The organism is Priestia sp. FW507-14D1A (assembly GCF_058781295.1).
In genome coordinates, this window is the sequence record NZ_JBYSWQ010000001.1 from 1,026,047 (window position 1) to 1,049,097 (window position 23,051).

Here is a 23,051-nt window from a genome sequence, read left to right on the forward strand (position 1 = left end):
CGATCACATCCTCTGTTATTTTCTTGGTCTTGCAATAATTTTAATTGGAGTTCCTTCGAATCCAAAAGCTTCACGAAGCTTATTTTCTAAGAAACGCTTATATGAAAAATGCATTAGCTCAGGATCATTTACAAACACAACAAAAGTTGGCGGCTTGATCGCTACTTGAGTTGTGTAATAGATTTTTAAGCGGTTGCCGTTGTGAGTAGGCGTAGGGTTCATTGCTACTGCATCCATAATCACATCGTTTAAGATGCTTGTTTCTACACGCACCGCATGGCTTTCGCTTGCAAGATCAATCATTGGCAATAGCGTATGCGTACGTTTTTTCGTTTTAGCTGAAAGGAATACAATTGGAGCATATGTTAAGAACTGAAAATGCTCACGTATATTTTCTTCAAATTTTTTCATTGTTTTCTCATCTTTTTCTACTGTATCCCATTTGTTCACAACGATGACAACAGCTTTTCCAGCTTCTTGTGCATAACCAGCAATTTTCTTATCTTGTTCAATAATACCTTCTTCAGCATTTAATACAATTAAGACAACATCTGAGCGTTCAATTGCCTTTAATGCGCGCAGTACGCTGTATTTTTCAGTACTCTCGTACACTTTTCCACGTTTTCTCATTCCAGCTGTATCAATAACAACATATTCTTGATCTTCTTTTGTAAACTTTGTATCAATGGCATCGCGTGTCGTGCCGGCAAGATCACTGACAATAACACGGTCTTCACCTAGAAGAGCATTAACTAATGAAGATTTTCCTACGTTAGGACGACCAATCAATGAAAATTTAATGACTTCTTCTCCGTAATCTTCGTCTTTTTCTTTTGGAAAGTGCTTAGCTGCCTCGTCTAGCAGGTCACCTAAACCTAAACCATGCGTTCCTGAGATTGGGAACGGTTCTCCATATCCTAGTGCGTAGAAATCATAGATTAATTCTCTCATTTCAGGATTATCTACTTTATTAACAGCTAGGACAACGGGCTTTTTGGATTTATATAAAATTTTCGCCACTTCTTCATCAGCTGCAGTAATTCCATCGCGTCCATTCACTAGAAAAATGATTACGTCCGCTTCATCAATTGCAATTTCTGCCTGCTGTTTGATCTGTTCTAAAAATGGCTCATCTCCAATATCAATACCGCCAGTATCAATAATGTTAAAGTCCAAATTCAGCCACTCACCTGAACTATAGATACGATCACGAGTTACACCCGGAATATCTTCTACAATAGATACTCGCTCTCCTACAATTCGGTTGAAAATTGTTGATTTTCCTACGTTGGGACGACCAACAATCGCAATAATTGGTTTTGGCATACGATTCTTCCCTTTCCTTGATCTTTTTTATGTATAGGCAACCAGTCTTTAATCGACTAAAGGTATTTATCTACATGTACAAATAAATAAGATCATTCGTTTTTCAAAAATTGAGGCCATGCAGCGTGGCATGACCTCTACTAATCGATCATAAGCGATAAAGCAGGCTTTTTATCAGCTCTATTTTACACCAAGCTGATTAACTGCCTATCCGCTGAATAAGCATTACTCTTTCAATCAAACAATTTTATCAAAAATCGCCGGTAACAACAATATAATTTTACGAAATCTCTTCTTCTATTTGTAAGTACTTTGCTTTTGCCTGTGAGACTTCAGCACGTACAAATCTAAATAAGCAGAGAAATAAACCAGCATCTCCCAAATAAACATAGCTCCTACTGCTGTTGCTAAAACGTCGAGCATCCGAAGAGACCCTACTTCATAAGATGCAATATCTCGAATGACAACTGCGTATAAAAAATCTCCTCCAACTACACCTAAAATGATCGCTGCGAATCTTTTTTCAGCATCTTTAATCACCATAAAGCAAATATATAAGATAAGTCCAGTCAAAATCCACTTACGATCAATAAAAATCCACACAGGATCATAGAGCTCAAGTAAACAAAAACCAGCATAGGCAATTATTATAATGCCGCATACAATAACATAATATAACTGCTGAAACCTGCTGTAGCCTGAAGCATAAATACACGCTACCCCCACTAAAAACAAAGCGGTGTAGCTACATGAAAACTGAGCCGTATGCATGTTCATTCCGCTTAGGAGTATACTGATTAATATAATGGCTGCTACCTTCCAACGCCTAGGTGTTTTGGGCATAAGAAAAGTCGCAACAATCCATCCCATCCACGAAAGCCAATAAAAGAAAATTCCGTCCACTGAATATGGCACCTCCTCTACCTGTCATCAGTATGTATCAATTTTGGCAAACTTAATCGGAGTTTTAGAATAGAACCCCTTATTTTGGACAACCTATCAGAAAAAAGGAGGGAATATAAAATGGGAAAAGATCGTCAAGAGAAAAAATTAAAGGAATCAAAACGAGTTGAATCTGACCGTGATCAAGGACTTCACTATCCGGGAGCCACCAGCTTGCAAAGTCCTGAAGAAGCGCGCGAGTTAAATGATCATAAATAAAAAAATGCGCTGACTAAGTCAGCGCATTTTTTATTTTAAAACTGGATGTGAAACAGGATAGGAACGTTCTTTCTTTCCTGTAAACAAAAAGAGAACTCCTCCCACTAACAATAGTGCTCCTGACAAATAAAATCCAAATTCCATACTTCCAAGTTTATCTGCAAAATATCCGGTAATGTAAGGTGCAAAGATCGATGACAGCATGCCGCTGAAGTTGAAAAAACCGTACACTTTAGAGTACATGGACGATGGAGTAATATCTGCCATATACGAAATCAAAATCGGATCTAATGCTAATTTCCCTATCAGACCGTACACAATTAAGCCGGTTAATAGCCAAGAATAGCTCTCTGTATAGGGAATAAAAAATTGACATAAAGCGCCCGCTACTGACAAACTCACAATTAATGCTTTTTTATTTGCAATTCGATCAGATATATATCCAAAGAAGATTGCTCCTGGAATAGACGCCCACGGTACTAAAGATGCTATGATGCCTGTTTGAGACCCTTCTAAGCCGCGCGAGTGCTGCAAATAATAAGGAAGCCACGTCAGCATCCCAAAAAATCCGTAAAGAGAGCAGAAGATTAAAATGTATACGAAAATATGATTTTTTGTAAATAATACTTTTAGCGACTGCTTTGTTTCTTTATTTGGCGAATTTTTTTCTTGATCCCTTTGCTTATCTTTTACAAAGAAAGCTATTAAAACAGCTATTACTATAGTCGGAATAGCAAATAAGTAAAAAGTAAACTGCCAGTCTTTTTCTAACGTATATGTAATGTATGTAGAACCGATAAAACCAAGCGATATACCAAAAGCCATTCCACTATTGATGAGCGCCGACACTAGACCTCGGTATCGTTCAGACGTGATGCTTGAAGAAATTCCGTATTGTGAACCATAATACGTTCCTTCTCCAAGTCCTGTCAGCGCCCGCATGAGTAAGAACATACCGAAAGTAGTTGTAAGTCCTGTAAAAAATGTGGCAACTCCAAACAAGATGTATCCAGCTACTAAGATCTTAACGCGACCAAATCGATCTGCCAAAAAACCCGTTGGAATTTGCATAGCTGCATACGCTGCAAAAAATACCGTAGACATTAGCCCAAGTTCAGCTTTATTAAGGTCCCACTGCGCACCGATATCTCCCATAACTGGAGATAAAATATTACGATCTGCATACATGAAAACCCAGCCTAAAAAGAAAAGAAAAATTGTAAATATAGGATGTCCCTTTTTCATTATGCCACCTCTTTTTCTGATTTTTCTGTTTATTTAACCTATTATAAGAGGCTAACGTTTGGGATTTCATGCTTTTTGTCACTTCTTCTGCCAACCTTTTTTGTTTTTTAAAATAAAAACGCGATCATTTATCTTCTAAAGAAATAAAAAAGCATGCAGTTAACTGCATGCTTTTTTATGATCTGTTATTAAATGTTTCTATAGATACATTTCGCTGAGTCAGCCAGCTATGGGTATCCCCTGTAATAACTAGAGGCATTTGCTGAAGTTTAGCAATAGAAGTTGCTCCTAGCGCAGCCATGATAAACGTTAACTCCTCATGGAGCTCCGCTATCTCTTCTACAACTGCTTCTAAACCTGACTTCATTAAAATGGATAAAAAATATCCTGCCATTCCCGTTGCAGAAGCTCCTAACGCAATAGACTTAGCAATATCCATAGAAGTTTGAATACCTCCTGAACCAATAATGGACATACCCTCTACGTGCTGAGATACTTCCGCTAAAGAAGCTGCTGTGGAAATTCCCCAATCATTAAAGAAGTGAAAATGTTTTGCTCGTCTTTCATTTTCGATTTTCGAAAAATTGGTACCACCGTACCCACCAATATCAACGATTTCAACACCAACATCTTTAAGTTTTTGCACTGCTTGAGCGCTCATCCCAAAACCTACTTCTTTGACAATTACAGGAACGGTTACTTCTCGGACAATGCGTTCAATACGACGTAATGCATCGGTAAAATCACGATCTCCCTCTGGCATGACCAGTTCTTGTATAACATTTAAATGAATTTGAAGTCCATTTGCTTCAAGCATATCAACCGCTTTTTTAGCTTGTTCAACTGTAGCTTCACTGCCTAGGTTGGCAAAAATAATTCCGTTAGGGTTTTCTTGACGCACTACTCTGTATGATTGTTCTTCCTTTTCATCTTTAATCGCAGCCATCTGCGATCCAACGGCCATTGCTAATTGACCATGATGAGCAATTTGAGCAAACGAACGGTTAATCCGTTCCGTTTCTTGTCCGCCTCCGCCCGTCATAGCATTTATAAAAATTGGCGAACTTAACAAAAGTTCGCCAATTTTTGTATCAATATGAACATCGTGCACGCCTGTATTTGGTAAGCTATTATGAACGAAGCGAATATCATCTAGCCCATGCAGCCGATGCTGTCCCGTTTGAATCGCATGATGAATGTGATCAATTTTACGTTTTGCTCTGCTCACAAATCATCACCATTACTTATCTTAATTTTTTTAATTGATCTCCAATCATATCACCTAATTGGAAGCCTTTTGACTCTTCTTGTAATTCATAGTCACCGTAATCTTCTTGCTCTTCTTCCTCAAGGTCACGAATGCTTAACGAAACGCGTCGTTCTTGTTCATTCACATCAAGTACTTTTACCGTCACTTTTTCGCCTTCAGAAAGCACTTCATGCGGTGTCCCGATATGCTTATGTGAAATTTGAGAAATGTGTACAAGTCCTTCTACTCCAGGTAGAACTTCCACAAAAGCTCCAAAAGATACAAGTCTTTTAACGGTTCCATCTACTACATCACCTTGGCGAAGCTTCGTAGAAATGTTGGACCATGGACCTTCTAACGTATCTTTAATAGATAATGAAACACGACCCGTTGATTTGTCAACAGATAATACTTTGACTTTCACAGTATCTCCCTCAGCTACTACGTCTGAAGGCTTTTCTACACGCGTATGTGAAAGCTGAGAGATATGCACTAGCCCATCTACTCCGCCTACATCTACAAACGCACCAAAGTCTGTTAAGCGCTGAACGGTTCCTTCTAAAACCTGACCTTCTTTTAATGACTCAAGAACATTTTCTTTTTGTTGTACAAGCTCTTCTTCTACAACTGCACGATGCGAAAGGATCACGCGATTTTTTTCTTTATCTAATTCCACTACTTTGACTGTAAGAGTTTGATCTTGATACTCTGCAAAATCATCAACGAAATGAGTTTCAACAAGAGAAGCTGGAATGAACCCTCTTACACCAATATCTACTACTAATCCGCCTTTGACAATTTCCTTGACTACCGCTTCAAACACTTCACCTGAAGAAAGTTTTGCTTCTAAACCATCCCATGCTTTTTCAGCATCTACAGCCCGTTTAGATAGCACAAGCAAATCGTCTTCCACTTTAATTACTTTCGCTTCGACTTCGGCACCTTCTTGGATTACATCGCCTGCTTTTTCAATATGTAAGCTCGCTAATTCACTAATTGGAATAATACCGTCTAGTTTGCTGTTAGGTACATCTACATACACTTGCTTTTCTTCTACTTTTGTAATAGTACCTTTTACTGTTTCCCCTACTTCTAATGACGTTACCTCTACTTGATTCATATCTTCTGTCATCGTCTTTTCCTCCTCCAATATCCATCTACAATATGTATTCCCTTGTAAGAGTTCTTCACTCTTTTAGCTCATCATTATTGTATATAGCTCTGTATAGAAAAAACTCTCTTTGTTACTAACTTCTAATAAATAGAATCTTTTGTCAAGTCATAAGGTTACAAACTATTGATATTTTTCAATTAATTCACCAATGCTTTTCATAATAACTTCGGTTACTTCCTCGGCTGATGCCTTTCGTTCACGAAGTTCATCCATCTGAATTGGCGGTCCATACACTACTTTTAACCTTGCAAAACGCTTATATGGACCAATAACAGCACAAGGAACAACAGCTGCTTTTGAACGCAAAGCAAAAAAGCCTACTCCAGCCATTCCTTTTCCTAATTTTCCATCTTTACTTCTTGTTCCTTCTGGAAATAATCCAAGCACTTTTCCTTCTTTTAAAATCTTTAACCCTTGGCGCAAAGCTTCACGATCTGCCATCCCGCGCTTTACGGGGAATGTTTCTAACTTTGGCAGAACCGTCTTCAGAAAAGGTGCTTTAAACAGCTCTGCTTTTGCCATAAACGAAATAGGCCTTGGACATGTCACACCTACAGTAGGCGGATCTAAGTTGTCAATATGATTTGAACAAAGCAAAACTCCGCCTTCTGAAGGGATATTTTCTGCACCGATTACTTCATAACGATAAACTGGTGTTAAAATGCCTTTTACAATGGCACGTGCAAACATATAAAAGCTCAAAATCATCCAATCCTTTCTTTTGTAATAGAAAGTATTTTTTCTACAACTCCTTCAATCGATAGGGAAGTTGTATCGATTTCAATTGCATCTTCAGCTTTTTTAAGAGGTGCTACTTCGCGCTCAGAATCGAGCTTGTCTCTGCGGGCAATTTCTTCTTTTAAACGTTCTAAATTTGATTCAAAACCTTTTTTTATGTTTTCGTCATGGCGTCGCTGTGCTCTTTCATCCACAGACGCTAATAAAAAGATTTTAACTTCTGCGTGAGGAAGCACGTGTGTACCGATATCACGTCCATCCATTACAACGCCTCCATCTTTAGCAAGGCCCTGCTGTCTCGCTACCATCTCTTCACGAACTGCACGATGTTTCGCTACGATGGATACAGAGTTAGTTACTTCTGCGGAACGAATTTCACTTGTAACATTCTGTCCATTTAAGATGACTACCTGTCCAGATTCAGACGGCTTTAAATCGATTACTGTTTCGTTAAGTAAATGCAATAGCTCTTCTTCATTTTGTAAATCTACCTGGTTTTTCTGCGCTTGATACGTTAGAGCACGATACATCGCTCCTGTATCAACATAAATATATGATAAGGTTTCTGCTATAATCTTTGCCACTGTACTTTTCCCAGCAGCTGCAGGACCGTCAATTGCGATTGAAATTTGTTTTTCCATAAGTGCCTCCCTTAATTTCAAAACAGGAACAAACCACTTTCATCTTTTATACAATGAGCCATTTTATATGAAACGTTTATAAACGAAAAAAAGAGCAGGGGGGTCTTCTCCTGCCTGGTGTTCACTGCATGTTTCTTTCCTAGTTATTCTACCATACGTCCGACTACTGGTCGAATGTTTCAATAATTTTATTAAAATTATTTTTGCTCACTCCCTCATACTGAATAACCTTTGAGAAATATGTACTGTGACTGCTAGATAGTAAAATACATTGAGCAATTATTAAAAATACAAATTGAATAACCACTAATTTAATTAAAATTCGTTCTACTCGATTCACCTTTTTTCTCCTTTTGTAAGAAGTAATACCTTTGCTTACAGTTTAGGAAAGAGAAGTTTTTTTTATACGCTAAAGAAGTCCTTTTCTTCTTAGGTCGAGCTGACGCTTTAAGGTATAACGAATCATCATTTCTTTCGTTTGTTTTTCCATACCCATAAATTTAATAGATAGCTGACCTACTTTACAAGAAGTCGGGGCGGTAATTCGTACAACTTCCCCTTTTAATTCAAGATGCATCAAAGCTCCCTCACGATTAGGAAGACTTAATCGTACAACAACCGAATCTTTCTCATTAAAAAGCAGCGAGTGATGGAAGGAGCCGGCTATTCCACCTGCACTGATGTTTTTAGTCATGATTTCCATTACGTTCTGCTGTTCTTGTTCACTTTCTACCACCGCCTTCACTGTAAGCGGCACACGGAAAAAATTTCTTCTTTGGATCGATTTTATCTTTTTATCGCCCGGGTAAAAGAGCTTCACAACAGGCATGCCTTTTATTTCACGCCCTGTTACTTCAGTTGGAAAGGTATATACATTTTGATCGTATCCAATAAACGTGGCAAACAATTTTGTACCTTTTAGTAAAAAAGCACTTCGCTGCGTTTCTTCATTTAACGGATAGCTAATATAAATCACTTCTTCCGTAAACTCAACTACCTTACATCGATATGTTTTTTGTAATGTAGACTCTCTGTGCCCGCTCTCTAACGTCAACCTCATTCCCGCTTTTATCATCTTCTCTCTCCTTCAGTTCCACTATATACACTTTTTCCCTTTATTCAAACATAGTCAAATATGTTTATTTTGTAAATAAAAATTAGTTATTTAGACTCAATAAAATATTAAAAAACACAAAAAACCGGTGTCTATAGACACCGGTTTTTATCAACTTTACACTTCATTATATAAAGGTTCTGAGTTTTGCAGTTTTTCGACTTTTTCTTCAAAACCCGTATCGGCATTGATAAAGATTCGATACGTGTCATTTTTTATTGTCCCTAAAAACTCATAGCATAGCACTTCTTCGTTTAAATCATTCGTAATAATTGCCAAGCGGTCTTCCATCACTTTTACGTTCGAGTTCAGCTTGGTTTTTGCCTGTTCTTTCGAAATTTTAGGTTTTGGAATATCTCTCGTACGATGTTTTAATAAGAAGTCTTTAGCTGAGAAACCAATCACAGATCCATCTTCTAAAGACATTTTCATTTTAACTGAATCCGGATAAATCCGAACTCCGCTTTCCGTTTGCTCTACGAATGTAAAGACTCCCATGTTATCGTATTGAGCACTTTCAGCCATCACTAGGCTTTCAAAACGATGATCTTTTAAAAACTTATTCGCTTTGTTCATAGCATCGTTTAAACTAATATTTTGTTTTTTAATATCTCGATCTTCGAGCACCCAAAGCGGATATCCGCCTTTTTGTGTAATATCCATATACGTCTCTTGTTTAGTCTTTGGATCTGTAATGGTTAAGCTGTACGCCTCATAATCAGCGTCTTTTCCGCTCTTTACAATATGAATTTGTTCATTTCCTTTTAAATTCAAAAACGAACGCGCCACTTGTTTTGCAACATCTTCACTAACTTCTCTACCTTTTAATTGGTGAAAAGCGTTTTTTTCCTGCTCATTCGTTGCATTCATAACGCCTAAATCTGTTTCGGCAAAAGAATCCATACTTTTTTCAACGGTTTTTAATCCGTCAATAATCGTATTGTCCCCTTGCTTTTCTTTTGTCGCTAAGGCTAGCTCAACATCCATCCAGCGCAAGTTATTATCAATGACTAGATGCTGTACTTGGCGCATTTCATTTTGAATTTCGCCTGACTGATCATAAAGCGAATTTAACGTTTTATACTCTTTATCTGTTAAGGGGGATTTGCTTAAATCCCTTACCGCCACTTTATACGTAAAGTCACCAACATCTGAAAGAAACTCTTCTGTTTTATTGAACGGTAAAAGCGATAAAGGCAGCTGTCCTACATTGTTATGAGCTTCAGAAGTTAAACGCCATACTTCTGCAAGCGCGGGCGAAAGCTGATCTCTCGAACTCATGGCGAGCGTGCCACCGATTTTATCATTTAATAAATCTAGCTGATATGACAAATCATGAAATGCTCGTTGATACGTATTCTCGGCTTGAAGCAGCACAGCATCTTTTTCTTGATGTTCGCTGTACCCCCAATAACCTACACCTACAACACCAATAGCTAATAATACAATTAAAATTGTGCGAATCATGTTTCCTTCACCTCTCTTTATCGACAGAAAATGTGTTTCCCGATTTGCTTAATTTGAGGACGTGACCAAATCCATGCGCTTGTTGCTGTATCCGGATTAAAGTAATAAATCGCATTCCCAGTAGGATCCCATCCGTTAATCGCATCCATAACCGCTTTTTTAGATGTTGGATTGGGTTCAAGCCAGATTTGTCCATCTGCTACGGCAGTAAATGCACGCGGTTCAAAAATAACTCCAGCGACTGTATTTGGAAATGACGGACTGTTAACTCGGTTCAAAATAACGGCCGCTACGGCTACTTGGCCATTATATGGTTCACCCCGTGCTTCACCATGCACGGCATTTGCCATGAGCTGAATATCATTTTGTGAAAAGCCGCTTGGTACATTCACCGCTGTTGGCTTTTGTGCTTTTTCTTTCTGTTGTTCAGAATTTCCTTTAGACGTATTACGCTGCGGCTGACTGGCAGGTTTTTTTGCTTGAGAAGATCCGCTTTGTGCTTTTTGCTGACCATTGTTCCCCCTGCTTTTCCCACTGCTACCGCTTCCTTTAGACTGTTGATCAAGAGGCTGACCGCCATAGTGCGTAAACTTATTCCCTTTTCTAATTTGATTTTTCACATAGTTTTCGTGATATTTTGTTGCGTTGGCTAATTTAATCTTTGTTTGCCAGCCTGCTAAACCGTCAATCTTTTTAATGCCAAATTCATATTGAAAATTGCGCAGTGCCCAGTATGTGCTCCATCCAAATACACCGTCAATTTTCCCGTTATAATAACCTAAATACTGAAGTCTCGACTGCAGCTCAATAACGTCATCTCCAACTGCTCCGTGTTGAATGACTTGATTTGAAAACGCGTGAGCGGCCTTTGGACTCACCACGGACGCTGCAATAAATGAACATATGCATATGAGACATGCATACTTTTTAAAACATCGAAATGATAACATGACAAAACCTCCTACATCGTATGTAACTGATAAGATGATAGGAGTATTTTTTGTAAAGGTTGTTTTTTTATACAAGATGCGCAAAATTTACCGAAATGAAAAAAACTCAGCTCATAAATCTCTCAAAAAAGATTTACAAGCTGAGCCTAGACAATCGATGGCTGTTTGGCCTTTTTTACTTTTCTTAATGCCAGCCACCATAAATAAATCATAAATGGAATAATAATAAATACCCAATGATCCATTGTTTTTAAAATATAATCATATGTTCCATGTAAAATGAGCGGCACAAATACGGAGTACAGCGTCCACTTCGTTTTTTCCTTTCCTTCAGAAAACTTTGCTTTCCCTAAATAATACCCCATAATGACGCCGAATAAAGCATGACTAGATACAGGTAAAAAGGCTCTTCCTAGCGCTGATTCTAAACCATTTGCAAATAAATATAAAATATTTTCAACGGTAGCAAAACCTAATGAAACAGCTGCTCCGTAAACAATTCCATCATAATGCTCATCAAATTCCACATGCTGATAAATCGTGAAATATAAAATGAACCATTTGAAAAATTCTTCTAAAAAGCTTGTCGTAAAAAATGCTTGAAGAAAAGGTGATTGAAAAACGTGTTCTTCACCAAATACATATTGAATAAACATAATTGGCAAAACAAGCATTGCTCCAAAAATAAATGTTTTTAATACCATTGAAATAGGCTCAGTTTCATATTCATCTTTCAAATAAAAAAAACTTAACAATGCCAATCCTGGCGCAATGCCTGCAGATACAATCGCCAACATAAATAGCGCCTCATCTCCTCTATTTTTTTTAATAGTAACATGTTATCTTTAGGATGAAAATCTCCGTCTATAATGTCCTTATCTTTATATGTAAATGCTCACATAACTTGCTGTCGATTTACAAAGCCTAACAAAGACCTTAAACAAGTATACCAAAAAATGTATCATACTTATATGAAAAATTGAAAGGAGCTCTCTATGAAAACTGTTTATATTCTTCACACCGGCGGCACAATCTCTATGAAAGAAGACATGGCAACTGGATCGGTAACACCAGATATTCAAAACCCGCTTCACCGCTCAACATCATCTGTTTCAGGTATGGCCAATGTAATCGTAGAAGAAGCATTTCATCTGCCTTCTCCTCACATTACTCCTAAGGAAATGCTTATACTTTCAAAGAAAATACGCGATAAAATTAATGAAGGCAAAATTGATGCAGTCGTGTTAACTCACGGTACGGACACCCTGGAAGAAACCGCTTATTTTTTAGATTTAACAGTGCATACAGATATTCCAATTGTCTTAACTGGAGCCATGAGATCAAGCAATGAAATTGGTTCAGACGGTCCTTATAATTTTATATCTGCGGTTCGGGTGGCTATTAGTGACGGTGCAAAAGGAAAAGGTGTCTTAGTTGTGATGAACGATGAAATTCATACCGCTGAAAATGTGACCAAGACCCACACAAGCAACGTGGCGACATTTCAAAGTCCTCAGTATGGACCAATAGGATTAATTACAAAACGCGGCGTATCTTTTCACCACATGCCTACAGAACATGAATTTTATCCTGTTAATCAAATAGATAAACAAATCACCTTATTAAAAGCTTATGCAGGTATGGACGACCACTTGTTTCAAGCAGTGGCTTCAATGAATGTTGATGGACTTGTAATTGAAGCCCTCGGTCAAGGAAATCTACCTCCTCTCACAATTCCAGGCATTCAATTGCTTTTGAAGCGAAAGATACCCATCGTGCTCGTTTCTCGCTGTTTTAATGGAATTGCTCAAGATGTATATGGATATGAAGGCGGCGGCAAGCAGTTGAAAGAGATGGGCGTTATTTTTTCAAATGGCTTAAATGGTCCTAAAGCACGCATTAAACTGTTAGTTGCTCTCCAAGTAACAACGAATCATGATGAGCTGCAGCAGCTATTTAATCATTAGTAAAACAACGCATAGAAGCCTATGCGTTGTTTTTGTTGATAATATGAGAAGCAATGGATTTTCCATGAAAACGTCCATTTTCGATAAAAATCTCATTAGCATTGTTTCCTGCAGCAATCACACCAGCGATATAAATTCCTTCCACGTTTGTTTCCATTGTCTCTTCGTTGAAAGAAGGGCGGCCTGTTTCAGCATCTAATTCCACACCCATTTTTGTTAAGAACGAATGATCAGGATGATAGCCAGTCATCGCAAAAACGAAGTCGTTACGAATCGTAGATTCTTTCCCTTCCTGCTCATATGTTACCGTTTCATCCGTTATTTTCGTTACATGAGCATTAAAATGCATCCCAATTGTTCCATTTCGAACCAGTGCCTCAAATTCAGGCAATATCCAAGGTTTTACGCTAGGGGAGTAATCTGAGCCACGATAAATAACCGTCACCCTTGCATCACACTTCACCAATTCCAGAGCTGCATCGACGCTAGAGTTTTTTCCGCCTATAACGACTACATCTTTATCAAAGTACGGATGCGCTTCTTTGAAATAATGAAATACCTTTGATAACTCTTCACCAGGAACATTCATATAATTAGGATGATCGTAATAGCCCGTAGCTATAATGACATTCTCCGCTTCATACGTCTCTTTAGATGTTGTGACAATAAATTGGTTTTCCGCTTGTTTGTCTACTTGCAAGACACGTTCAAACGGCTGAATTCGAATTTGCCTGCGCTTCACCACTTCTCGGTAGTAAGCAAGAGCTTGGTTGCGCACAGGCTTACGATTTTCCGTAATAAAAGGGACATCCCCAATTTCTAGTTTTTCACTCGAACTAAAAAACGTTTGGTGGGTCGGATAGTTATAAATGGCATTCACGATATTTCCTTTTTCAATTACAAGGGCATCAATACCTGTATGTTGAAGCTCAATAGCCGCTGAAAGGCCGCATGGTCCTCCCCCAACAATAATTACTTTTTCTTTCTTCATGCCTGTCACTCCTTCAGTTGTAAACGCACCTTTTTTTATTTTAACGCAGTGTAAAACAAAAAAATCTCCTCATTAATGATAGGAGATTTTTTCTATTTACGCAATTGTTCTGCTGTTCTGTTTTTAAATCCAGCCTCTGAAACGAGAGCCTTCTGCCATTTTTCTTACGCCTATCATATAAGCAGCTAGACGCATGTCGACTTTTCGAGTTGTAGAGGTTTCGTAGATGTTATTAAATGATTTAACCATTACTTTTTCAAGCTTTTCTTCTACTTCTTCTTCCGTCCAATAATAACCTTGGTTATTTTGCACCCATTCAAAATAAGAGACTGTTACACCGCCGGCACTGGCCAAAACGTCTGGAACTAATAAAATTCCTCTCTCTGACAAGATGCGCGTTGCTTCAAGAGTTGTTGGTCCATTTGCTGCTTCTACTACAATACTCGCTTGAATGTTATGGGCATTTTCTTCTGTAATTTGATTTTCAATCGCAGCTGGAACTAGGATGTCACAGTCAAGTTCAAGCAGCTCTTTATTGCTGATTGTATTATTGAATAATTTCGTTACTGTACCAAAGCTATCGCGTCGATCTAATAAATAATCAATGTCTAAACCGTTAGGATCATGCAGCGCTCCGTACGCATCGGATATCCCTACAATTTTAGCGCCAGCGTCGTGCATAAACTTAGCTAAAAAGCTTCCTGCATTTCCAAACCCTTGTACTACTACCCGTGCACCTTGTAATTCAATGCCTCGTTTTTTCGCTGCTTCACGAATACAAATAGTTACTCCTTTTGCAGTCGCTGTTTCACGGCCGTGTGAACCACCTAAGACAAGGGGCTTTCCAGTAATAAAGCCCGGTGAGTTAAATTCATCAATCCGGCTGTATTCATCCATCATCCAAGCCATAATTTGTGAATTTGTAAACACATCCGGCGCTGGAATATCCTTTGTTGGTCCAACAATTTGGCTAATCGCACGAACATATCCGCGGCTTAAACGCTCTAATTCTCCAAAAGACATATTTCGAGGATCACAAACAATTCCACCTTTTCCTCCACCGTAAGGAAGGTCAACGATTCCACATTTTAAACTCATCCATATAGATAGAGCTTTTACTTCTTTTTCAGTTACGTTTGGGTGAAAACGAATTCCGCCTTTCGTAGGACCAACTGCATCGTTATGCTGCGCTCGGTGACCTGTAAAAATCTTAACTGATCCGTCATCCATACGAACAGGAATTTTTACTGTCATCATTCGTAATGGCTCTTTTAATAGTTCATACACTTCATCAGGATAGCCTAGTTTTTCTAACGCTTTATGTATCACTGTTTGTGTAGATTTTAAAACATCATGCTTCTCTTCTTGACTATTTTTACTGTCTTGCATCTTGTCGGCTACCATCTGTAAACCTCCTAAAATGTATCGAAAATTATTCGTTTTTAATTGAATGGTGCTTCTTTCATGACATAGTATACACCCTTAGTTTTACATTGCAAAGGAAAATATCGAACTTTTAGTATTTTTTGTGTTCTTCTAAGAAAACGCTTCCAATAACTTTGCAAGGTATGCTACAATGTTTTAAGTCTGCCTCTTTTCTAGTATGCTTTAATCGTTTTAAAAAAATAAAAAACACCCGGTGATAAAGAACACTTTCAACAACTTTGTACAAGCTGAAAGTGCAGCCACTCTTATTTTAATAAAAGTGCTTTATCCTTCACGGGTGTAATTATTTCAATTAAACAGTTAAGAAAAGACAGAATTAATATACTCCAAAGCTCTCTTTTCTACTAACATTTTTCCATATTCATTTACGCGGTGCTTTGTAATTGTAGAGGGATTTCCATACTCCGCCAAAACCGCAATCATATTCCCAACTTCAGCCGGTGACAGCATGTGATAATCCAACAGCACGTAAAAACGTTTTTCAAATGAATAGAGCACGCTATCCGTATCGTAAAAGTTTGACATGCGTTTGGTCAGCTGAATGACATCTTCAAATGAATCAAACTCAAAAAACATGTCTTCGCTTTCATCTAGCATGACCTGCATTTCAATGAAGTCTTCGAACTCGTCTTCATCGAACTCACCGTAGCTGGTTTCTTCTTCATACTGCTTTGTCACAAATACAACCATTCCCTGTGCTTGAAGTGAAAAAACTTCTACAGAAAGAGAATTTGTAGGTTCAAAGTTCAGTTCTTGAGAAGCTTGCTCTATCATCTCACGAAAAAGCTGTTTTACTTTGAATGTATCTGTCCATAGATCTTCTTTTGTTAACCCTCTTTCTTTTAAATCATCGTAGGTCAAAAAAACTTTTAGCTTATTATAGTTTAGTCGTTCAAGCCTCATTAGCGTCCCTCCCCGCTTGCACTCATAACCACATGGTTCGATAATGCAGTATATGTATTTTTTGGAAAACGGTTCGTGATGTTTACTTACGAGTTTACAGGTTTATGATAGGAAAGACAAGCTATTCTCAATCAATTTCTGCTAATTTTTTTGTTAGCCAGCTGTTCCACTCTTCTTTTGTATTTCCTAAAATAAACGGCTGAGCCTCGCCTTTTCTTTTGCTATCTAAACCATCAAACACATAACCGCCTAATCCTACTTTGAGATGCGGGAATTTCTTTATCATTTGGTTCGTCAAATTTAGTGTTTTCTCGGCATTTTCCATCATTGTACATGACATAAATAAAAACGTTGGGTCTACTTCTTTAACAATTAACTCAACATCTTTATCTTCAATGCTGCTTCCTAAATAAATAACCTCAAACCCTTTACGGCGTAAAAATAGCGTAAAAACTAGGAGTCCCACTTCATGTGTCTCATTAGGTCCGCATACAGCAATCGCTTTAGGCAATAAGCCATTTGAAGGCAGCGAATAAAAAATCATGCTGATACGCGTTTTTAATACTTGAGTCGTATAATGCTCATGAGCACTTGTGATTTGCCCTTTTTCCCACATGTCTCCAACCGTCACGAGTAGAGAACCCAAAATATCAATAACCACTTTTTCTACCGAATACAGGCTAAAAGCATGATTAATTAAATCCTGTGCTTTTCCTTCTTCAAAAGATAAAAGCATCGTTAACAGCTCATCCCTAATTTTTTGAGGGGAATCTACTTCTCCTTCTTCTTCAAACGTTCCTACTGTACTGCTTTCCGTTTCTAATAGCGAAACCGCTTGACTGATGGTAAAACCTCCGCTCACTTTTTCCGTGAGCCATTTTAATTTCCGCAAGTCTTCTTCTGTATATAACCGATGCCCGGATTCATTGCGGACAGGATTTAAAATTTGATAGCGTCGTTCCCATGCACGCAAAGTTCCCGGCTGGATTCCGACCATATTTGAGATGGCTTTAATATTATACTTCCCTTCGTGAGCCATACGTAACCTCCAACTACTCTTCGTGAACTGTATCTATTAATTGAATTATAGGATAAGTTATCCTTTGTGTAAAATTTGTATATGCTATGTAAAGAGTTTGTTCAAGGCTATTCTTTCCTTTTTAAAGTGATATAATGCGTTTGAGCTCTAGCTTGTAAACGGAGAGGCAAAGAGGTTGTACCATATCCGTTACTGACAAAAAGAGGAATCTTTCTTTTTTCTTTCAGTCCTCCTAATTCATACATACCCAAATTAAATAAGCGTATCTGTCCCCCGTGTGTATGCCCGCTCAAAATTAAATCTACTTTTGATTCTTCATCTACATAATAGATAACATCAGGATTATGGCTTAGAAGAATGGTAAGCTGCTCAGGTTCAATGGAAGAAACAGCTCTCTTTAGATTCATCTGACCTTCTGATAAATCATCTACCCCCGCAAAGTGGCATGTAGTACCATCTTTAGAAACGGCAAAGACATGCTCATTTTTAAGGGCAATAACTCCTTCATCTCTAAGCATCTGCTTCAATTGCATTTGACTTACTTCGTAATCATTATTTCCCCACACAAAATAGACGGGTCCTAGCGTTTTAAGCTGTTGAATATTTTGACGAGCCCGCAATAAAGGGACTCCTCCTTCTAGTAAATCACCGCCTATGATCACAAAATCTACTTCGCCCGGTATTTTTTCCAACAGCTTCGACGAAACTGTTCGCTTATGTATATCTGATATAAAAAACAGGCGCAAAGGCTGCTGATTTTCAGGAAATCTTGATAAATGAATCGTTCTTTCTTCCACATGTATACGATGGGCTTCTGAAAACATAAAAATCAGCAAGCCTATGCCTAACGCTAAAACCATTAAAAGAATAACCATATATTCTCCTTCTTTTCATTTTATACCCGATGTGTTTCTCTTAAAGAAGAAAGGGCATAAATTATCGCAATTGTTAACAAACCTACTACTTGATAAAGCGCAATTGCACTTAACCATAAAATTCCTATCACACATAGACATGAAACAAGGTATTCATGCCATTTTACCTTATAGCCTTTTAGAAGCAACCGACTTTGCAGAAACACTTTACGAACTGCCGTCGACAGACAAAAAAGAGCCGTGAAAAACAAGATTATAACACTAAACACATCTAACGGATGTAAAATCATTTGAATAAGTAAATAGGTTAACGAAGCTTTTGAGCCTACAGCCGTTACACTGCTGATATAATAACTGCATAACCACGCAGCCAGCAAGTTAAACCAATCCCTCACAAAAAAACCCCCTTCACTAAACTTCTATGTAAAAAGAGGCTTTTTCATGCGATTCTATTTGTTTTCATGATATAAATTAATTCCATAGGTTGACTGCATCCAGCGGAACGTTTCTTTTCGGTGCTCCCATGTTTCAGGCGTCGCCCATAGCTCTTTGCTTCTTTTAATAATCTCACAGCGCAAATCTTGGAAAGTCTTTTCTGCTTTCTCGCTTTTTTTCTGCAGCTGTACAGTATAAAAGTAAAGTGAGACGGTAAGCAATAGAAACATCAAATGTCCCATGTTGCCTAACAAAAATGAAAAAAATTCGCTAAACGTCGTAAAAAAATCGCTTTGAAATAGGAAAAAAAAGTAGCTAATAACAACCGTTACACTGGCTAAAAACAAAAGCTTCCATTTTTTCTCTTTAGCTTTCAGCTTATTGACTGTCTCTTTTCTTTTAATAACGCTCGCTAATATATATTGAAGTGTTTCATCGCTTTCAAAGTCTATCACTTTGTTTTCCATCATTCCACCCCCTCGTATGCTAGTACAACATATGAGGGAACATAAAAGATTATGTGGATAGCACTGAAAATAATGGCTGTTTCCTTAACTTTACTGAATTAGTTCTTCTGGCTGTGCAGATTCCCCTTTTGATTTTCGTATCTGCAGGCCCAATAAAAAATCAATGAGAAAATGAGCAAAAATCGTGACATACAAATTTTCAGTCCACCAAAAAAGCAACCCTATTAAAAAGCTTAAAAACACAACCGAAATAAAAAGAAACCACTTTTTTAAATATCGAATGTGAACGAGTGCAAATACAATACTCGCCCAAAAGAGGCCAAACTGAACTTGTATAACCCCTCGAAATAATATTTCTTCTGAACATGCAACGATTAGGCAAATAAGGATCAGATGAGGAACAGAACGATTAGCAAATAAACGTTCATTGATCCCTCCGTCATCGTATAAATGCTCAGGTACGCATTTCATTAGAAGTATATCTCCTCCTACTACCAAGAGAGCTGTTCCTCCCCCGTACAATAAAATAGAAGACCAATCCAGCTGAAAAAACTGCAAAAAGGAATTCCATGAATCGAATGTGAAAAAACCGATGCCTAAAGCAATGAAGCAGATGAGCAGCTGTGTTACATATAAATTTTTAACTAGCTCTGCATCTGTCATGGATGAAATAAGCTCTTGCTGTGATTTTGCCATTATATCTCTCCTTGACGAAGCAAACGAGCTAATTCTAATTCCCAGCCTTGAAATGTCCATTGCTCCTGCTCACCATTTGTTTCTTTATAGTTTTCTAAATCCAGGCCGCAGCAATCGCAACAGTTCTCAAGCTCTGATTTTCCCGTTTCATCGAAATAGCCAAGCAGCACGTGACGACGGCATTCTTTTGTCTCAATAAACCCCTTCATCGCACGATATTTGTCATGTTTGTTTCGAAGACGTTTATTTACAGCTGCAACAATCGTTTCATGCAGCGATTCAGGAATTTTCCAGGGTTCAACATGTTCATTTTTCACTACATTTTCTCTGTACAAATAATAACGAATAAATCGCCAATGTGTTTCTTGAACACCCACTGTATAAAGAAAGTGAGACTCTACTTGTTTTAAAGGAATGGCCTGATCATGGTTTCGTAAATACGACAAGCAGTATAAGATGCTATCTGAAGAAGGAAGCTCAATTTCAAGTAAAGAATGAGCAAAATCATCGTCTCCTTCAGCATAAAGCAAGATCGCAATACTGTTTCGCTGATCGCGTCCACTTCTTCCAATTTCCTGTACATATGCTTCTAGCTGCGTAGGTGTATGAAAATGAATAACAAACCGAACATTCGATTTGTTAACCCCCATTCCAAATGCACTTGTGCAGCAAATGATATCAAGCTGATTTTCTAAAAATTGCTGTTGAACAAGCATTCTTTCATTCGGTTCCATTCCTCCGTGGTAATACTGCACTCGCTGTATCCCATTTTCCTTTAGAAGCTGTGTTAATGCTTCTGTCCAAGATCGGCTGGAACAATAGATAATTCCCGGACCTTGCAGTTCACTAACGTACATCAGTAACTTCTCTTTTTTTTCTTCAATACTTGCAACAAAATCAACCTTCATCGCAATATTACTTCGATTCATGGAATAGATGTGCTCGTTGACAGCAGGAAGCGATAAGTAGCGCTTAATATCTTCCACTACTTCCCTAGTCGCAGTTCCCGTTAGTGCCAGACATAGCGGACTGCCAAGTTCCTTCCATATATCTCCTAGCTGTAGATAATCTAAACGAAAATCATGTCCCCACTGAGAAATACAGTGCGCCTCGTCCACAACGAAAAGCCCTACCTTTGCCTGCTTTAATGCTTCTACTACAAAACCATTTTGCAAAATTTCAGGAGATGCATAAATAAAACGATAAAAAGCTAAATTTTTTAGCGCTCGTTGTTTTTCTTCTTGTTGTAGGAAACTATTTAAGGCAATAACTCGCTTTTCTCCGCTTGCCTTTAGTTGTTGAACTTGATCTTCCATCAGTGAAATTAAAGGAGATACAATCAGCACCGGTCGGTTCAACAAATAAGCTGGGAGCTGATAGCACAATGATTTCCCTGTTCCTGTAGGAAGAACCGCTAACACATTATGACCTGTTAAAATATCTTGAATAATCTCTTTTTGTCCTAGTCGAAATTGGCTATAGCCGAATTGTTTCTGTAGAAGTTGTTCTATCTTCACATCAAACACCACTTTTTTTAGTATCAGGTAAAATGTTTTGCTAATACGAGACGAATCTGAAAATAGGTAACGTCGTCTTTTACTTCTTCTTTTATCACCTTTAATTTATTTGTCCGCAAACCTTCAAAGGCTGCGATAATTTTTTCCTGCTGCTTAGGCGATACGTATGCATCGATTGAAAAAGATGGAACAAATAGAGCTAATTCTGCAATATGATCTTCAATGGTACTTTCTTTTAAACGCCTTATATAAGCAATTTCTTCAAGCGTCTTGCCTTTTTGAAGCCAGCTATACGTTTTTAACGTCGAGCTTGTCAAAGGCAATTCTAAATATAGATCACGTAAAAAAGAAGAAAGTACATGAAAGCGTTCATTATTTTTACTCACTTTTTCAATGATATGGTGAATAACCCCTAACAGTTGAATATGAACATAATGCTCATCGAGTTCATATTGATATGCTAACTGATTTTTTGTAAAGCCTACTCTTTGGTATCCAGTCAGCTGCAAAACAAAAAGAGACGCGTCCCGTTCCGTACAACCTTTCAAGCACGTTCGGAGCTCTTCGAATAGCTCGGCGGCTAACTCTTGACGCGTTTGCTTTTGAGACATAATATACGTTTTGACCCATTGAATGACCTCAGGATTTTTGGAAATGGGTAAAAACCCTTTTTGAAAATACTGTAGGTTTGATAAGGTCTGAATGAACAAAGTGATTCTTGCTAAAAATAATTGAGTACTGCTTGCGAATTTCCATCCGTCTAAAGCTGGATGAAAGGGCCGAGCCGTCAGTTCATCTTCAAGGCGTGCTTGTCCCTTATCTGTCATCACATATTTTTGATTTTCAGTTTCTTCAATATACTGCTGTTCTTTTAAATATGCAACGCAGGTTTCAAAAGACCGTTTATCTAAGTAAACAAATGACTGAAAAAGAAACGAAATTCCAAAAATTTTTCCGTCTTGAATCGTTTGAGCTGACTTTTTACCTGTTAATAAATGATAAATACCATAGGCGGTTCGCTCACCTTTTAACTGTTTTATACAAAATAAAATGCTAACTTGAATATAATTCAAAGGTGTCAACTTCCTTTCTCATTCATTGTACCAAAAGTGACCAATAGCATGTGAGATAAAGGCTTTTCAGCTCTTTCCTTTATGTATCAAAACGTTTGGGTAAGTGAAGAAACCTTGATTTGATAAGCATTCTCAGTGACTTTTCTATTGAAAAGTTTTATAAATCATTTTACAATGAATAAGGAGAAATTTCACTCTTGATTCGCGAAGAGATTATATAATGAGAAATTTTCGAACACTTTACAGGAGGTCTTGTTATGCCAAAATATACAATTGTTGATAAAGATACTTGCATCGCATGCGGCGCTTGCGGAGCAGCAGCACCAGACATTTATGATTATGATGATGAAGGTATTGCATTCGTAACATTAGATGATAACCAAGGTGTAGTAGAAATTCCAGAAGATCTAGAAGATGATATGATGGATGCAATGGAAGGCTGCCCTACGGATTCAATTCGCGTAGCGGATGAAAAATTCGAAGGCGATGCTAATAAATTCGAATAAGTGTGGAGCAAACCTGTAGTGTACATGCTGCAGGTTTTTTTATATATAAAAATCGCTCTCCCCGGGAGAGC

25 protein-coding genes are annotated in these 23,051 nt (G+C 37.9%); 3 read left to right on the forward strand and 22 right to left on the reverse strand.

Annotation, left to right across the window (positions count from 1 at the left end; genetic code table 11):
- Positions 1–15 precede the first annotated feature (15 nt).
- Positions 16–1,326, reverse strand: a complete 1,311-nt coding sequence (der, locus tag AC3WJG_RS05715) for a ribosome biogenesis GTPase Der (protein ID WP_014458340.1) — start codon at positions 1,324–1,326, stop codon at positions 16–18.
- A 297-nt stretch (positions 1,327–1,623) separates the two neighbouring features.
- On the reverse strand, positions 1,624–2,229 hold the full coding sequence (locus tag AC3WJG_RS05720; protein WP_102812626.1) for a YphA family membrane protein: 606 nt from the start codon (positions 2,227–2,229) through the stop codon (positions 1,624–1,626).
- A 120-nt stretch (positions 2,230–2,349) separates the two neighbouring features.
- Between AC3WJG_RS05720 and AC3WJG_RS05725 the strand changes: the two genes are divergently transcribed.
- On the forward strand, positions 2,350–2,487 hold the full coding sequence (locus AC3WJG_RS05725; RefSeq protein ID WP_016765475.1) for a YpzI family protein: 138 nt from the start codon (positions 2,350–2,352) through the stop codon (positions 2,485–2,487).
- A 30-nt stretch (positions 2,488–2,517) separates the two neighbouring features.
- Here AC3WJG_RS05725 and AC3WJG_RS05730 read toward each other — a convergent pair whose 3' ends face one another.
- The 10 genes from AC3WJG_RS05730 to prsW form a co-directional block, all read right to left on the reverse strand.
- Positions 2,518–3,732 carry an MFS transporter gene (locus AC3WJG_RS05730; protein ID WP_098249260.1) on the reverse strand — a complete coding sequence of 405 codons (1,215 nt, stop codon included), beginning with the start codon at positions 3,730–3,732 and terminating at the stop codon, positions 2,518–2,520.
- Between the two features lie 175 nt (positions 3,733–3,907).
- Positions 3,908–4,960, reverse strand: a complete 1,053-nt coding sequence (gene fni / locus AC3WJG_RS05735; RefSeq protein WP_028410733.1) for a type 2 isopentenyl-diphosphate Delta-isomerase — start codon at positions 4,958–4,960, stop codon at positions 3,908–3,910.
- A 16-nt stretch (positions 4,961–4,976) separates the two neighbouring features.
- Positions 4,977–6,113: a 30S ribosomal protein S1 gene (gene rpsA, locus AC3WJG_RS05740; RefSeq protein ID WP_029714590.1), complete on the reverse strand. Its 1,137-nt coding sequence runs from the start codon at positions 6,111–6,113 to the stop codon at positions 4,977–4,979.
- A 162-nt stretch (positions 6,114–6,275) separates the two neighbouring features.
- The gene (locus AC3WJG_RS05745) at positions 6,276–6,863 is read right to left on the reverse strand and encodes a lysophospholipid acyltransferase family protein (RefSeq protein ID WP_034276893.1); all 588 of its coding nucleotides are present in this window, start codon (positions 6,861–6,863) and stop codon (positions 6,276–6,278) included.
- Complete coding sequence (gene cmk, locus AC3WJG_RS05750) at positions 6,860–7,534, reverse strand: (d)CMP kinase (protein ID WP_013059029.1); 675 nt, start codon at positions 7,532–7,534, stop codon at positions 6,860–6,862. Before cmk ends, AC3WJG_RS05745 begins: the two co-directional genes overlap by 4 nt.
- A 163-nt stretch (positions 7,535–7,697) precedes the next feature.
- On the reverse strand, positions 7,698–7,874 hold the full coding sequence (locus AC3WJG_RS05755; protein ID WP_161968321.1) for a YpfB family protein: 177 nt from the start codon (positions 7,872–7,874) through the stop codon (positions 7,698–7,700).
- A 69-nt stretch (positions 7,875–7,943) separates the two neighbouring features.
- Complete coding sequence (locus tag AC3WJG_RS05760) at positions 7,944–8,609, reverse strand: flagellar brake protein (RefSeq protein WP_098333971.1); 666 nt, start codon at positions 8,607–8,609, stop codon at positions 7,944–7,946.
- A 156-nt stretch (positions 8,610–8,765) separates the two neighbouring features.
- Positions 8,766–10,115 (reverse strand): germination protein YpeB, encoded by a 1,350-nt coding sequence (ypeB, locus tag AC3WJG_RS05765; protein ID WP_028410729.1) that lies wholly within the window; start codon positions 10,113–10,115, stop codon positions 8,766–8,768.
- 17 nt (positions 10,116–10,132) lie between these two features.
- Positions 10,133–11,065 carry a spore cortex-lytic enzyme gene (sleB, locus tag AC3WJG_RS05770; protein WP_043976367.1) on the reverse strand — a complete coding sequence of 311 codons (933 nt, stop codon included), beginning with the start codon at positions 11,063–11,065 and terminating at the stop codon, positions 10,133–10,135.
- 146 nt (positions 11,066–11,211) lie between these two features.
- On the reverse strand, positions 11,212–11,862 hold the full coding sequence (gene prsW, locus AC3WJG_RS05775; RefSeq protein WP_028410727.1) for a glutamic-type intramembrane protease PrsW: 651 nt from the start codon (positions 11,860–11,862) through the stop codon (positions 11,212–11,214).
- Positions 11,863–12,060: 198 nt separating this feature from the next.
- Here prsW and AC3WJG_RS05780 point away from each other — a divergent pair, with 198 nt between their 5' ends.
- Positions 12,061–13,032 carry an asparaginase gene (locus AC3WJG_RS05780; RefSeq protein ID WP_028410726.1) on the forward strand — a complete coding sequence of 324 codons (972 nt, stop codon included), beginning with the start codon at positions 12,061–12,063 and terminating at the stop codon, positions 13,030–13,032.
- A gap of 19 nt (positions 13,033–13,051) precedes the next feature.
- Here the strand turns inward: AC3WJG_RS05780 and AC3WJG_RS05785 are convergent, their stop codons facing one another.
- The 10 genes from AC3WJG_RS05785 to AC3WJG_RS05830 all read right to left on the reverse strand — a co-directional run bounded on the left by AC3WJG_RS05785 (position 13,052) and on the right by AC3WJG_RS05830 (position 22,474).
- Positions 13,052–14,023 carry a YpdA family putative bacillithiol disulfide reductase gene (locus AC3WJG_RS05785; protein ID WP_028410725.1) on the reverse strand — a complete coding sequence of 324 codons (972 nt, stop codon included), beginning with the start codon at positions 14,021–14,023 and terminating at the stop codon, positions 13,052–13,054.
- Positions 14,024–14,146: 123 nt separating this feature from the next.
- Positions 14,147–15,412: a Glu/Leu/Phe/Val family dehydrogenase gene (locus tag AC3WJG_RS05790; protein ID WP_370506064.1), complete on the reverse strand. Its 1,266-nt coding sequence runs from the start codon at positions 15,410–15,412 to the stop codon at positions 14,147–14,149.
- Positions 15,413–15,769: 357 nt separating this feature from the next.
- The gene (locus AC3WJG_RS05795; protein ID WP_013084906.1) at positions 15,770–16,372 is read right to left on the reverse strand and encodes a genetic competence negative regulator; all 603 of its coding nucleotides are present in this window, start codon (positions 16,370–16,372) and stop codon (positions 15,770–15,772) included.
- Positions 16,373–16,499: 127 nt separating this feature from the next.
- On the reverse strand, positions 16,500–17,411 hold the full coding sequence (locus AC3WJG_RS05800) for a MerR family transcriptional regulator (protein WP_060747016.1): 912 nt from the start codon (positions 17,409–17,411) through the stop codon (positions 16,500–16,502).
- 107 nt (positions 17,412–17,518) lie between these two features.
- Positions 17,519–18,286, reverse strand: coding sequence for a metallophosphoesterase (locus tag AC3WJG_RS05805; protein WP_221840794.1), 768 nt, complete (start codon positions 18,284–18,286; stop codon positions 17,519–17,521).
- 20 nt (positions 18,287–18,306) lie between these two features.
- Complete coding sequence (locus AC3WJG_RS05810) at positions 18,307–18,681, reverse strand: hypothetical protein (RefSeq protein WP_221840793.1); 375 nt, start codon at positions 18,679–18,681, stop codon at positions 18,307–18,309.
- A gap of 54 nt (positions 18,682–18,735) precedes the next feature.
- Positions 18,736–19,191, reverse strand: coding sequence for a DUF2663 family protein (locus AC3WJG_RS05815; protein ID WP_221840792.1), 456 nt, complete (start codon positions 19,189–19,191; stop codon positions 18,736–18,738).
- Between the two features lie 87 nt (positions 19,192–19,278).
- Positions 19,279–19,884: a CPBP family intramembrane glutamic endopeptidase gene (locus tag AC3WJG_RS05820; RefSeq protein WP_060747012.1), complete on the reverse strand. Its 606-nt coding sequence runs from the start codon at positions 19,882–19,884 to the stop codon at positions 19,279–19,281.
- Positions 19,884–21,401 (reverse strand): RecQ family ATP-dependent DNA helicase, encoded by a 1,518-nt coding sequence (locus tag AC3WJG_RS05825; RefSeq protein WP_028410720.1) that lies wholly within the window; start codon positions 21,399–21,401, stop codon positions 19,884–19,886. The genes AC3WJG_RS05820 and AC3WJG_RS05825 overlap by 1 nt, the downstream gene beginning before the upstream one ends.
- A gap of 23 nt (positions 21,402–21,424) precedes the next feature.
- Positions 21,425–22,474: a YpbB family protein gene (locus AC3WJG_RS05830; RefSeq protein WP_098249266.1), complete on the reverse strand. Its 1,050-nt coding sequence runs from the start codon at positions 22,472–22,474 to the stop codon at positions 21,425–21,427.
- Positions 22,475–22,731: 257 nt separating this feature from the next.
- Here AC3WJG_RS05830 and AC3WJG_RS05835 point away from each other — a divergent pair, with 257 nt between their 5' ends.
- Positions 22,732–22,980, forward strand: a complete 249-nt coding sequence (locus AC3WJG_RS05835; RefSeq protein WP_013059046.1) for a ferredoxin — start codon at positions 22,732–22,734, stop codon at positions 22,978–22,980.
- Positions 22,981–23,051: the final 71 nt, after the last annotated feature.